The organism is Polyangium jinanense (genome assembly GCF_028435365.1).
In genome coordinates this window covers 1-12,921 of sequence record NZ_JAGTJJ010000096.1, presented here as the reverse complement: position 1 = coordinate 12,921, position 12,921 = coordinate 1, and the positions used below count along the sequence as shown (strand labels likewise).

Annotated in this window: 12 protein-coding genes and 1 tRNA gene; 4 read left to right on the top strand and 9 right to left on the bottom strand. The window is 68.9% G+C overall.

What is annotated here, in order from left to right; genetic code table 11:
• Position 1: 1 nt before the first annotated feature.
• Entirely contained in the window at positions 2 to 835 is an 834-nt protein-coding gene (locus KEG57_RS52190) for a LysR family transcriptional regulator (RefSeq protein ID WP_272424810.1), read from the bottom strand.
• A gap of 85 nt (positions 836 to 920) precedes the next feature.
• On the opposite strand from KEG57_RS52190, the gene KEG57_RS52185 reads away from it, so the two are divergent.
• Both KEG57_RS52185 and KEG57_RS52180 read left to right on the top strand, forming a co-directional pair.
• Complete coding sequence (locus tag KEG57_RS52185; protein ID WP_272424812.1) at positions 921 to 1,640, top strand: TSUP family transporter; 720 nt, start codon at positions 921 to 923, stop codon at positions 1,638 to 1,640.
• A gap of 133 nt (positions 1,641 to 1,773) precedes the next feature.
• A tRNA-Thr gene (locus tag KEG57_RS52180) sits at positions 1,774 to 1,848 on the top strand.
• 95 nt (positions 1,849 to 1,943) lie between these two features.
• On the opposite strand, the gene KEG57_RS52175 is transcribed toward KEG57_RS52180, so the two are convergent.
• From KEG57_RS52175 to KEG57_RS52155, 6 genes are all read right to left on the bottom strand, one after another.
• Positions 1,944 to 2,192 (bottom strand): tyrosine-type recombinase/integrase, encoded by a 249-nt coding sequence (locus tag KEG57_RS52175; RefSeq protein WP_272459634.1) that lies wholly within the window; start codon positions 2,190 to 2,192, stop codon positions 1,944 to 1,946.
• A 446-nt stretch (positions 2,193 to 2,638) separates the two neighbouring features.
• Positions 2,639 to 3,172, bottom strand: coding sequence for an RNA polymerase sigma factor (locus tag KEG57_RS52170; protein ID WP_272459633.1), 534 nt, complete (start codon positions 3,170 to 3,172; stop codon positions 2,639 to 2,641).
• The gene (locus tag KEG57_RS56375) at positions 3,129 to 3,410 is read right to left on the bottom strand and encodes an RNA polymerase sigma factor (RefSeq protein WP_372518275.1); all 282 of its coding nucleotides are present in this window, start codon (positions 3,408 to 3,410) and stop codon (positions 3,129 to 3,131) included. The genes KEG57_RS52170 and KEG57_RS56375 overlap by 44 nt, the downstream gene beginning before the upstream one ends.
• 1,523 nt (positions 3,411 to 4,933) lie before the next feature.
• Positions 4,934 to 6,280: a hypothetical protein gene (locus KEG57_RS52165; protein WP_272459632.1), complete on the bottom strand. Its 1,347-nt coding sequence runs from the start codon at positions 6,278 to 6,280 to the stop codon at positions 4,934 to 4,936.
• A gap of 15 nt (positions 6,281 to 6,295) precedes the next feature.
• Complete coding sequence (locus KEG57_RS52160; protein WP_272459631.1) at positions 6,296 to 6,814, bottom strand: hypothetical protein; 519 nt, start codon at positions 6,812 to 6,814, stop codon at positions 6,296 to 6,298.
• 2 nt (positions 6,815 to 6,816) lie between these two features.
• Entirely contained in the window at positions 6,817 to 7,875 is a 1,059-nt protein-coding gene (locus KEG57_RS52155) for a plasmid mobilization protein (RefSeq protein WP_272459985.1), read from the bottom strand.
• A 1,322-nt stretch (positions 7,876 to 9,197) separates the two neighbouring features.
• On the opposite strand from KEG57_RS52155, the gene KEG57_RS52150 reads away from it, so the two are divergent.
• Together KEG57_RS52150 and KEG57_RS52145 are read left to right on the top strand one after the other, a co-directional pair.
• Positions 9,198 to 10,349: a toll/interleukin-1 receptor domain-containing protein gene (locus tag KEG57_RS52150; protein ID WP_272459984.1), complete on the top strand. Its 1,152-nt coding sequence runs from the start codon at positions 9,198 to 9,200 to the stop codon at positions 10,347 to 10,349.
• A gap of 248 nt (positions 10,350 to 10,597) precedes the next feature.
• Positions 10,598 to 11,830: a toll/interleukin-1 receptor domain-containing protein gene (locus KEG57_RS52145; RefSeq protein ID WP_272459983.1), complete on the top strand. Its 1,233-nt coding sequence runs from the start codon at positions 10,598 to 10,600 to the stop codon at positions 11,828 to 11,830.
• A 30-nt stretch (positions 11,831 to 11,860) separates the two neighbouring features.
• Here KEG57_RS52145 and KEG57_RS52140 read toward each other — a convergent pair whose 3' ends face one another.
• Together KEG57_RS52140 and KEG57_RS52135 are read right to left on the bottom strand one after the other, a co-directional pair.
• A complete protein-coding gene (locus KEG57_RS52140; protein WP_272459982.1) occupies positions 11,861 to 12,526 on the bottom strand; it encodes a hypothetical protein in 666 nt (221 codons plus the stop codon).
• Positions 12,527 to 12,738: 212 nt separating this feature from the next.
• Positions 12,739 to 12,921 (bottom strand): hypothetical protein (locus KEG57_RS52135; protein ID WP_272459981.1); only part of this gene is annotated, 183 nt, incomplete at its 5' end.

Genomic DNA, 12,921 nt, shown 5'->3' with positions numbered 1-12,921 from the left:
GTCAACGCTTCGCCCGCGCGGCGCGGCGCGCGAGCAGGAGGTGCCGGAGCGCGGCGGCGGCGGGGGGCAGGCGATCCTCGCCGCGATGCACGATGTGCATGGGCCGAACGATGGGCGTCGCCGGGTGCGGCACCTCGACGAGCCGACCGAGGGCGAGGTCGTGCTCGACGGCGAAGCGACTCACGAGCGCCACGCCGATCCCCGCGCGCACGTTCCCCTTCACGGCCGCGATGCTCCCGAGCTCCATGACGACGTCGGCGTCCGGAAAATGCTGGTCGAGCAGGGCGCGTGTCGTCGAGCCCCGGCCGAACGTCACGAAAGGAGCGCCCTCCGCCGGCAGGCCCGGCGCGGCGACGAGGATGAGCTGATCGTCGATCCAGGGCTCTCCCTCGGGATGCGTGACCACGCCGAGATCGATCTCCCCGCGTTCGAGCGCGTCGAGCACCTCGGCCGTCGTCGCTTCACGGAGACGAAAGCGCACTCCGGGATGCGTCGCCCGGAACGCCGAGAGCGTGGGCGGCAAGAGGTACGTGCACGCCGTCGCGCCGGCGCCGAGCCGCACCTCGCCGGCTTCGAGCCCCTCGACCTCGGCCACGGCGCGCATGGCATCACCCATGGCCGCGAGGATGTGCAGCGCACGTGGCAGGAGAACACGTCCGGCGGCCGTCAGGCTCGTCCCGGCGCGGTCCCGATGGAGGAGCCGCGCGCCGAACGCCTCTTCGAGCCGCTGAATGGACGCCGTGAGCGCCGGCTGCGACAGGTGCGCATGCCGCGCGGCCCTCGTGAACGTCCCGTGTTCGGCGATGAGGACGAAATGCCGAAGGGCATCCAGCATCAGCCGAAGTTATCACAGCCTTCCGAACAATCGATTGGTCCGATGGCGGAGCAGCCCCTACGTCTGGCCGTGAGGAGGTGAAGCGATGCTGGCGCTTCTCCCGGTTTTCGGGGTTCTTGCGGGCATACTGACGACGATGGCGGGGCTCGGCGGGGGCATCCTGCTGCTGCTCGGGCTGTCGCTCGTGTGGGGCCCGGCGGCGGCGCTGGCGTCGACGGCGCCGGCGATGCTTTTCGGCAACCTGCACCGGCTGTGGCTGCTGCGGGAGGAGTTCGACCGGGAGGCGGCGAAAGCGTTCGCCTGGGGCGCAGTGCCCGGGAGCTTCCTGGGCGGTCTGATGGTGGCGTGGATGCCGGAGGGCGTGCTGCGATGGCTGATGCTGGCGATGACTGCGGCGGCGCTGGGGCGAGCGTTCGGGCTGTTCACGTGGAGGCCGCAGGCGGCGGCGATGACGCCGGCGGGGCTGGGGATCGGGGCGATCAGCGCGACGGCGGGGGGAGCGGGGCTCTTGGTGGGGCCGCTGTTCATGGCGGCGGGGCTGACCGGCAAGCGTTTCGTGGGGACGATCGCCGCGGCGGCGGTGGCGCTGCACGCGGGGCGGGTGGCGGCGTACGGGCTCGGCGGGATGATGACGCAGGAGACGGTGGTGCGAGCGACGGTGCTGACAGTGGCGGTGATGGGGGGCAACGTGGTGGGATTGTGGCTGCGGGATCGGGTGCTCGATGAGCGGAGAGCGGAGCGGCTGGAGCTTGGTGCCCTGGTGGTGTGCATGGGGCTGAGCATGCTGGGGGTGGGGAAGGGGTGAGGCTGCGGCGGAGAGGGGAGGGGATTGGGGGAGGCGTTCGGTGGGCGGTTGGGGGCGTTGGGAGGGGGGTTGAAAAAAGTCGTTGACAAGCGACGCGGAAGATGGTTTTACTGCGCGCCCGTTCGACGGGAACGCCGCCTTAGCTCAGCGGTAGAGCAACGGTTTCGTAAACCGTAGGTCTCGAGTTCAAATCTCGAAGGCGGCTCCAGGCGTTTCTTGGGTGATTCCGCGGGGTTAGACCTCGCGAGGATGATCACCCGCAGGGTTGGTCCGGAGGGTCGTTACCACGCTGTTACCAGCGCGTTACCACGACTCCTCCTTGAGCCCTTGAGCCTGTGCCATGCGCCGGGCGGCCTCTTCGAGGTCCTGCTTCATGAAGTGCACGTACCTCTGGGTGGTCGCCAGGTGCTTGTGACCTGCCATCCGCTGGACAACGTGGACAGGGATGCCTGCGCGGAGCCAGCTGGTGATCGCGTAGTGTCGGAGAGGATATGAGATCGAGCCGATCGGGCTAGAACCAGCGGGAATCGGCCTAGAGACCGTCGAGCCCATCGAGCCGATCGGCGAGCGTAACCCCGCGATTCCTGGTCCCTCGACAGAATCCCGACGAGAACCCGAGGGGACCACGGCCCCCCCGTCGAGCCCCCTCGTCCAGGCTACCGCGGCCCTCCGGGCGATGCTCGACGCGGCCCTTGCGTCGGGTGACATCGAAGGCGCGCGGCGCGCTACGGTCGCCCTACAGGCCCTCCTCGGCGAGCCCCCGCCCGCTGGCCAGGAAGCGCCGGCCTCGGCGGTGAAGAGCAGCCGCAAGCGCCGGAAGGCGTAGGCCGCTCCCATGGCCCCGGGCGGCCCGTCGAGAGCTCGCCCGGGGTTCACCCCTTCCCGATCCCCCTGCACCATGTGCGCGTCGCGCCGAGCGGCACGAGCTCGCGGCGTAACCGGCCCGCGAGGAGCGCCGCCGCAGCGCGCCCGCTATTGCGCGGCCGTGCTCCCGTGGATCACCTCATGATCGCCAGCAAGTCACGCGCTCGAGAGAGCCTGCTTTTGGCCGTGCCGAGCACCACGCCGACGTTATCGGCGGTCTCGCTTGTCGTGTACTCGAGCGCGTCGAGCTCGACCACCTTGCGCAGGTTCGGAGGCAATCGCTCGACCATCCGCAGAGCTTCGCGAGCCTCGAAACGGAGAGCGGGATCCCCCCCGCGCGAGGGTGTTTCGTCTGCCGGACCCCCACCGCTCCGCCTTGCGATCCGCCGATAGCGCCGGGCGGCCCGGACTGCAAACGCCGCTACGAGCGTCCGTGCGGCGTCCACGTCAGCCTTCCCATCGATAACGCGGATCCGGCGCTCCTCCGAATAGCGCCAGAATGCCAACAGTACATCTTGCGCCAAATCGTCACGATCCGGAGCGAGAACGCCTACCCGGCGAGCAATACCGCAGACGTAGGGCCGAAGCTTCTCTAGATCGGACGGATCCAGCGTGATCCTTTCGCTACGCTCGCCCGTCTCTTCGTTGACCACCCATTGCCGTTGCATGGCGTCCCTCCGTTCGTTTCAGCCGTTCTTGTCCAGCGTGCAATCGTTTCCAAGCGGTAGCGCGCGAGGTCTCGAGCCTGCGTGCTATCTCGTCGATCGAATAGCCTTCGAGGTGGAGCCGCAGCGCGGCGCGCTCGACGGGCGGCAGCCGTTCGGCGCGGTCACACCATTGCGCAAGCGCGGCGCGCTCCTCGGGCGACGGGTCGAGAGCGCACCTTTGCAGGTCTCTCCCTGGCATGAGCACCTCGACCCTATGACGGGCGAGGCGTCGCCAATTCATCGATAGGAACCACGCCGTTCGCATGAGCCATTCGGCAGGGTTACGCGGCGCTCTGCTTAGCTGGGAGTATTGCAAGAACACACGTTGCGCGAGGTCGTTCGCGTCGGCCTCATGCACACCGAGCCGGCGCAGCTTCGCGACAATTCGCGGCCGTTCTCTGGCAAAAAGGCGGACGAATCCCGCCCCGCTCGCGCCCGTCGGGCGCTCGGGTCCCTTGCGCTGCATAGTGCATCGCTCCCGGCCGCGTAGGGCGGCCGAGGCTCGATTTACGAGCGGCCGTGACCCGGTGGCAAGCTCATTTGCGTACGACGAGCGTTTTTCCTGGCCACATGTTGCACGAAGGCGATATGCCACGCCGCACGCATGCAGCATTGATCGTGCGTGTATTCGATGCGCCAGCGATCAGGCCGGGCCGATTGACAGATATTCGCCGCTCGACCGTCGACAAATATCCGGGCGGCCGTCCTCGCGGCGCTCGCGGCCGTGGGCGTCGAGCCGAACGATTCCGAGGACCAGGGCGCCTCGATGCAGGGCGCTCGCGGCCGTCCTCGCGCATCGAGCCGCGCCGCCCGGGGGAAGAGCACGTGCACGAGCTCGCGGCCGTCCTTGCGGCGCTCGCGGCCCGTCACGGGGGAGGCCGAGGACCAGGGCGCCTCGATGCAGGGCGCTCGCGGCCGTCCTTGCGGCGCTCGCGGCCCGTCACGGGGGAGGCCGAGGACCAGGGCGCCTCGATGCAGGGCGCTCGCGGCCGTCCTCGCGCGTCGAGCCGCGCCGCCCGGGGGAAGAGCACGTGCACGAGCTCGCGGCCGTCCTTGCGGCGCTCGCGGCCCGTCACGGGGGAGGCCGAGGACGAGGGCGCCTCGATGCAGGGCGCCCGCGGCCTTCCTGGAATGGTCTGTCAGGTTTTACGGACGATTACCGCGGAGCAAGTCGGAGTCGCCTATCCAAGACTTCCTCGATGATCTTACAATAGCCCGCGAGGGTCTTTTCGTACAATGGCCTATCCGCGTCGCGCACCATGTATTCGCCGTGCAAGATCAATGGCGGCCCCTCGTGAATGGATACCTCGTAATATTTGCCAACAGAGTGCCAGAGCAAACTCCGCGCGTCATGATGTGCACAGATTATGGGATCGTGTGCGTTTTGGGCGCTGAGAGTGCTGACGTACCGAGAGAACTCGTCGGAGAGTCGCGTAGCGGCCTCCGAGGCCGCCAACATGATCTCATTCTTTTTTTGCGGCGAATCCGCAGCATCATCGAAGGCTCGCTTGAGTTTGTCGAAAATCGTTGTTCGTGTGCTCATGTGGACAGGCTACATCAAGCGCCTGATCATGACAACTGATCACGCCTCTGGACAGCGCACCTCGGGGGGCTCGCGGTGGCGATCTGCGACGTCACACGCGAGCCGATCGAGACCCGGGACCACGGCCGCCTCGTTTTGGATCGTCCTGCGACATGGAACGAAACGGCGAGGCAGGGCGCTCAATTCGTGGCGAACATCCCGCGCCCGTCCCGACCTTGCCCGCGGGCGCGCGCCTCGGCCGCGTTTCGTTCGTCCTCGGCCCGCATTGCCGCGAGCCTCGAATCCGTCCCTCGACCCTGCTTCTCCTCGTATTCGAGCGCCGTCCGATCGCCCTGCGCCACGAGGCGCGCATGATCGGCGCGGAGCATCGCCCGGGGCTTCCCGCCCGGATCGCGTAGAAGCAAGCGCGCCCGCTCCTCGCTGGTCAAGGTCCGCCCGTGGTTTCCCTCGTGCACGCGGCACGTGCTCATGGCCCAATTCGTCGAGAGCGCTCGCATGATCGCCATATCGATCGCGTACGCGCGGCGCTCGATCTCGCCCCGCTCCTCGGCGGTCACTCCGAGGAACCGGCCGAGGATCACGGCCGCCTCGGCGAGCTTCGGATCGACCGGCTCGAATTCGCTCCCCACCTTGCGCGCATCGACGCCGGCCTCGTGCGCCTCGGCCGCGAGCTCGGCGAGCATCCCGCGCGCCTCGCGTTCCAGCTCGCCCGCGAGCGCAAGCATGGCAACCGCGGGCGCAGCGTGCGCATACCAGCGCTCGACATCGGCGAGGGATTCGAGGACGGCGCGAGCGGCGGCGCGGCGCTCCTCGGCCTCGGCCTTGATCTGCTCGGCCCGATGCGGCTCCGCCGCGAGCGCTCGCCGATCGCCCGCCTCGGCCGCCTCGAGAGCGGCGAACACCTCGGCGCGGAGGGTTCCGGCACGCGCGCGCGCCTCGCCGAACGCCTTGCGCGACATGTCGAGGATCGCCGCGAGCTTCGGCCCGGGGTGCGTCGAGACGTAGGCCGCGCTCGCCTTCTGCGCGTCCTCTCCGGCCCGCACGATGCGCGCCTCGGCCTCGGCCCGATCGGCGTCCGCGCGAGCCCCCTCGAGACGGATGCGCGCCGCCGCGAGCGCCGCGCGAGCACTCTCGAGGGACGCGCGGGCCGCGTCATGCCGCCGCGAAAAGGACGCGAGGATCCCAGCGGCGCGCGCCTCGGCTTGCTGCGCCGCCGCGAGCGTCGATGCCGCGCGGTCGTCGTCGGGAGCCGAGGCGGCAGCGTCCTCGGCCTCGTGCAACGCTCGACGGGCCGCTTGATGCGCGCGCTGCGCGTCCTCGTAGGGCAGACGGGCCGCCGCGAGCGCCGCTTGTGCGTCGGCCTCGGCGCGCTCGCATTCGAGGACGGTCGCCTCGGCGCGCCGGACCTCGAGAGGGGGCGGCGAGGGGGGAGCGGGCGGCAATGCAGGGCGAGACGGGGGCGCAGCGGGCGCGGGCGCGGAGGTCCCCCCGAGAGCGGAGAACAGACGGCCGAGAGGGTTTTTCATGGTGAATGCTTCCTTTCATCGAGCGCCGCACGCGGGCGGCGAAACACTCATTGCGGCGACTCGTTCGGGTTCCGCGATAATCGGCGATACCGTGGGCGGAGAGGGCGCAGCAACGCAGCGCCGGCACGTCTCGGCGAAGAGCCTGGCCGTGCGCGCCGCGAGCGCCGGATCCTTGCGTTTCGCTTTGACCAGCATCGGGGCAACGACATTGATCACGACGTGTTCCTTTTCGATGGTCCACCCCGGCGCGCGGTAGGCCGCGCCGAGGACGTGCATTACCTCGTGACAGACGGCCTCGGGCCATTGCCGTAGCTGGCGCAGCGTGCGAGGCGTGCGAACGGCGATCCTCGCGCTGCTCGCATTGCGATCGACCGTGCACAATCCCGCCATGCGTTCGCCCTTCGTCGGGTATCCCGCGCCCGCCTCATTGCACGGATACCGGAGATCCTCGACGTGGCGCGCCTCGATCGTCCAATCATCGAGGCCGAACGCCTTTTGCCAGAATGCCACCTCGACCGCCAGGTTCGGGAGCACGGTCAATCCTGCCTTGCGGTCGCGAGGCGGACCGCTGCGATGGTTCGTCCGGACGCATCGATCGGCGCGAGGCCGCTCGCGTCGTCGCCCGCCTCGGCCGCGAGCTCGCCGCGCGTGACGAGCACGAGCACGGCCGCGCGCGCTTCCTCGAGGGACATCCCGCCGACGTGCGCCTCGAGGACGAGCACGGGCGCGGGAATCGGCGCGGAGGGATCCAGCGCCGCGAGGGACCGCGCCGCCGCGAGGACGGCCGCCGCTGCTTCGGAGAGCTCCGGGGGATCATCGAGGCGCGCCTCGTTCGAAGCGGCCCCGGCGATCTCGTGCACGGACGCGGGCGGCGCGTCGAGAGCGTGATCCGGATCGGCCTCGGCGGGCGCATCGAGGCCGGCCTCGTGAGCCTCGCGCGTCGCGCTCGCGGCGAGCGTCGGAAGCGCCGGCCGGGCGTCGAGAGCTACCTCGGCCTCGGCGGGCGCGGCGGCGGCGCGAGGGGACGCCGGGCCGCCCGGATCATCGAGGCGCCGCTCGTCCTCGCCGATCGGCTCGCGCGGCTCGCGGCGAGGCGCCTCGGCCTCGGCGGGCGCGGACGGGGGACGATCGGCCGGACCGGCATCGCGGGGAGCAGGGGGCGGCGCGGCTCCGTTCGTCTCGACAGACGGGCGCAGCGGGCGCGCCTCGGCGAGGACGGGCGCGGCGTCGAGAGGCGGATCGGCGAGGGAAGCGGCATGGGGTGCGCTCGTCCCGATCGATCGGCGCGCAGCGGCCGAGGACGGGCGCCTCGGCGAGCGCGGAGGGGGGCGCGCATCGAGGCTCACCACGTTGCGGCACGCAGGCGCCTCGGCGAGCGCGGGCGCGGAGGATGCGCGCAGCGGGATCGGCTCGCGCGGACCGGCATCGACGGGGGAGACGCGGCGAAGAGCACGAGGCGGCGCGGGCGGCGCGTAGCCTCGGCTGGACAGATGGCCGAGCATCGTGCGCCGGGCGTATTCGTTCCTCGCGATCCCGGCCTCCTCGGCCGCTGATTGCAGCGCCTCGGCCTCGGCCCGCGTGAGCCGAAAGGACACGAATTCGGAGGCCGGCTCACTGAAACATCGTCGGGGGCGGCCCATTGTGCACGCGGAGCATAGCAACGCGGCGCCATTGCGGCCAGGGGCGAGGCGCAGCGACGCGCGTTTTTCGCGGATAGCGTGCACGAAACGAGAGCGGTGAGGGGAAACGGCCGCGACATTCACGTGCACGATACGCACGAGATCGCAGGATTCGTCGTGTTCCCAGCGTCACCGGCGATTTCGGCGCGTAGGGGATTTCGCGGGAAAGTCGCCTCCCATACGCCCGACATACTCCCACACTGTTTTCAGAGGTATGCCTACAGAATGCACAGCCTCGCCAATCTGTGCAAAGCTCCTCGGCCATCGCGCGAGGAGTGCGAGCGGCGGCGCGGGAATGGCCCGCCCTGACGCATCCTTGACGGATCACTGACGCATCGAGGGGAGGAACCGTCAGCATTTTTGGCAGCGGTTTCGCATGCTTGCGGCCGTGCTGACGGATCTGACGGATAACGGCCCCTATGGCGCCATAGGCGCGCGTGCGCGCACGCGTATAGGTCCCCCCCCTGCAAAGAGGTGTCAGTTCCGTCAGGGTGTCCGCCAAGGGCGCGGAACGCTTGGCAAAAAGACTGACGGATAGGGGGGCGATCCGTCAGCGATCCGTCAGAACCGTCAGCACGAGCGGCGCCCCATAGGAGCCGGAGAGCATCGAGGGTGAGGACGAGCACGAGCGCCACGAGCACCTTGCCGATCGCTCCCCCTCGCCGCTCTCCCCCCGTCCGCGCAGCGGCGGCACGGAGCACGGGCGGCGCCTCGGCGCGCGCATGGTCCCCCAGCGCCGCGCGTACCTCGCCGAACGCCAGCGGGCCCCCCAGCGGCCCCCATCGCCGCGAGGACGCCCGGTAGCAGCTCCCCACGGGCGCGAGGTCCCCCGTCCCCCGTCGGTGCGTCCTCGGCCCGGTAGCGCGCGACCGTAAGCCGAGCCGCGAGCGCCAGCCAGCTACACCCCTCGCGGCGCGGACACCCCGCGCCGCTGCGAGCACGAGGCCGGCGTCGAGCCTGGCGTCATGGCGCCCCCCTAGCGGCCCGCACAACGCGCCCGCCGAGGCCGAGGAGCTTCCCGCCGCGGGCTCGCGCATGGCATCGGGAGAGGTACGCGCCGCCGCGAGCGCGCCGAACGTCGAGCCAGACCTCGGCTGCGAGGAGCACGAGCACACCCCGCGACCCGATCGCCCTGCCTTGCCCGTCCTCGGCACGTCGCGAGGCGCGAGCCGCGCCGAGGCACCCCGCCGCCCTCCTCCCTTGACGGGTTGGTCCCGCGCGATCGACCATGTTCGCGCATGGCGAGCCAGGATCGCGACCCATCGGACTACAAGCCGCCGCAAAGCGCGAAGGAGCTACTTGATCGGTACGCAATGGGGGAGCGATGGTTTGTCCAAGCTGACCTCAGCGGCGCAAGCCTTATGAGCGCAAACCTCACTGGCGCAAACCTCACCGGCGCGAACCTCATCCGGACGGACCTCACCGGCGCGAACCTCCGGAACGGAATCCTCACCGGCGCAAACCTTTGGAGCGCGAACCTCACTGGCGCAAACCTCGCCGGTGCGAGCCTCATCCGGACGAACCTCCTGCACGTAAATGTCCTGTGCGCAAAGCTCACCGGCGCGATACTGAGCGGCGCGAACCTCATCGGTGCGGATCTCAGCGGCACGCACCTCACCGGTGCGGACCTCGTAGGTGCGAACTTTCAGGGAGCATATCTGACCAGTGCGCTCTTCGAACGAGCCAAAGTCGGTTTTTGCGTTTTGTCAAATGTCGACTTGTCGGCACTATGCAAGAGCAATGACTCTATAATTCATGCGGGACCGAGTTTTATCGACTTTCATTCAATCGTCCGATCTGCCCGAGCGCCGCGTCTCGAGGATTTTCTCATGCGCGCCGGCTTACCCTCAGTTGCAGCACTCTACATGATCGAAGCGGCGCAGGCCGTTAGCGGGAGCATATTCGATATGATGCGATCGACATTCATCAGCTACGGTTCCCCTGATGAGGCTTTCGCGAGACAGCTTTACGAGGCGTTGCACAAGAACGGGGTCCGCGTCTTCCTCTTCTCGGAGCACGCGGAGCCAGGCGAAAAACTTCATCGGATGATGCGGAAGGGCGTGAACGAGCATGATCGTGTGATCCTTGTATGCTCGAAGAGATCCCTCGATCGGGACGGCGTTCTAAACGAGATTGAACTCACTCTCGGCCGCGAAGCGCGCGAGGGCGGCGAGACGTTGCTAATCCCGATCCGGCTCGATAACTACGTGTTCAAGGGATGGAAACCTAAGCGGGAAGATCTCGCCGAAGCCGTTCGCGAGCGCGTCGTCGCGGACTTCGAGGGTGCGGACACGGACCCCGCGAAATTTGCTCGGGGGCTATCGCAGCTCCTCGGCGCGCTTCGGATCAAGGCCGGGCCACCAGCGCCAAGCGGGCCCCCCGCTCCCTGAGAGCGGCGATCGCCGTGCCTTACCCGTCCTCGGCCCGCTGCGCCCGTCACGACGCGCGAGCCGCGCCGAGGGGCCTCGATGCCCCTCCGCGGTCCCTGGACGTCACCTTGACCCCGCTGCGCGCCGCCGCTGGCCATCGAGCTTGTGCACGGCCGCGAGGGGGACGAGCGCCGCGACCGCGCGAACGTCGAGCCGCGCCGAACGCGTTTCTTGACGCCTCATGACGGCGCGATCGAACATGGCCGAGGATGGCAAGGCAGGCTCCCCAACCATCGGCCTACAGGCCGCCGCGAAGCGCGCAGGAGCTATTTGCGCGCTACACGAATGGAGAGCGCTTCTTCGCAGGCTCGGAACTCATCCGCGCAGTCCTCACCGGCGCAAACCTCTCCTACACGAGCTTTTTTGAAGCGCATCTCACCGGCGCGGACTTGGCCGGGGCGGTCCTCCTGGCCGCGGATCTCACCCGCGCAGATCTTTACCGCGCGAATCTGCACGGCGCGGACCTGAACGGCGCGATTCTCACCGGGGCAGTCCTCCTTGCCGCGGATCTCGTGACCGCGAACCTCACCGGCGCGAGCCTCACCGGCGCGGACCTCCGCGGCGCAAACCTCCGCGGCGCGAACCTCACCCGAGCAGACCTCACCCGAGCAGACCTCACCCGAGCAGACCTCACCGACGCGAACCTCACCCGAGCAGACCTCACGGGCGCGAAACTCACCCGCGCGAACCTCACCAGCGCAAACCTAAGCGATGCGCGGTTCGACGGAGCGATCTTCCAGTATTGCGTATTATCGAGCATCGACGTCTCGCCGCTATCCAGTGCCGATCCGCCCTTGGTCCACACAGGACCAAGTTTTGTCGATTTTGACACCGTCATACAATCTGTTCGCTTGCCCGCGTCGCGCTTAGAAGACTTCCTCACGCGTGCCGGAGTGCCTTCGATTGCGTCCATATACATGATTGAAGCGGCGCAGGCCGCTAGCGGGAGTGTATTCGACATGATGCGCTCAACATTCATCAGCTACGGATCACCCGACGAGAAGTTTGCAAAGAGACTCTACGAAGCTCTACACAAGAACGGGGTCCGCGTCTTCCTCTTCTCGGAGCACGCGGAGCCAGGCGAAAAACTTCATCGGATGATGCGGAAGGGCGTGAACGAGCATGATCGTGTGGTCCTCGTCTGCTCGAAGAATTCCCTCGTCCGGAGCGGCGTTCTGAACGAGATTGAACTCACTCTCGGCCGCGAAGCGCGCGAGGGTGGCGAGACATTGCTAATCCCGATCCGGCTCGACAACTACGTGTTCACGGGCTGGCAACCGCCGCGCGAAGATCTCGCCGAAGCCGTTCGCGAGCGGGTTGTTGCGGACTTCGAGGGGGCAGACACGGACCCTGCAAAATTCGATGCGGCGCTATCGAACCTCCTGCGCGCACTCCGTATCAAGGGCGGTCCCCCCACTACGAGCGGCGGCGCGGGGCCCTGAAACTCGCGACCTTGCTCGTCCTCGCGTTCGTCACGCGCGAGCACTGGGATCGGCCTCGTGCTCGCCACGCTCGCTGCCCGCCTCGGCCTCGCGTTCGGCCTCGGCGCGGTAGGCTTCCCACGTCTCCCCCCACAACGTGCCCACGGGCGGCGCGAGCTCGTGCACCTTGACCCCGCGAGCGGCGAGGCGGCGCGCGAGCTCATACCCGTACGGGCGCGGGATCGACACGTGGAGACGCTCGCCCGCGGCGAAGGGCAAACCATCGAGGGGGAGCCATTCGAGCCACGGCACGACGAACGCAACGGCAGCCCGCCCGCGGGCCTCGGCGTACGCGAGCAACGCGAGCGCGTCCAGGGCGTCGGGGAGCAGCACGCGCCGCGCCTCGTTCGCCGCGTACTCCGCGCCGATCCGAAGTAGGCCGCGAGCACGCCGCCCGGGGGGCCATATCGTGACGGGAAAGCGCTCGTCGGGGGGTAGGAGCGAGCGCCGGGCGAAGGTGCGCCCTTGCTCGTGCTCCGCGCTCGCCTCGGCCGTCCATGGGATCAAGAGACGGTGCGCGGGCCACTGCGGGCGCATCCCGCCCGCGTCGAGACGCGCGAGCCCAGCGCCGACGAGCTCGGCCGTGGGGAGCGCCCGCGCGAGGACATCGAAGGCAGGAAGCGCCGTCCACCCCGCGCGGACCGAACGATCAAGCAACCCAGCACGGTCGAGAGCGCGCGCAACGGGCGCAGCGTGATCGCTCTCGAGGGAGCCGAGACGCGCGAGGGTGTCCAGCACGCGGGCGAAGGACGCATCATCGAGGCGCACGCGCGGCGAGGCGGAAGCAGGCGACGAACGCCCGGCCGGCCGTCTGCCCGACGTCGAGCCCCACGGCGAAGACGGGCGGCGCTGGGGGTAGCTGTAGCGCGTCATTCGTCGCCCCCCTCGTGGTCGTAATCGCTCGCGCCATAGGGCCCGGGGACGGTACGCATCACCGTGACCGGGTACATGCGAGCCGTCCCGTTCGAGGCGGACCTCATGCCCGTGCGCCTGTAGAACTTTCTCGACGACATCGGCTGATACTGATTGCGCTTCCGCCAAGCGTCGAATTC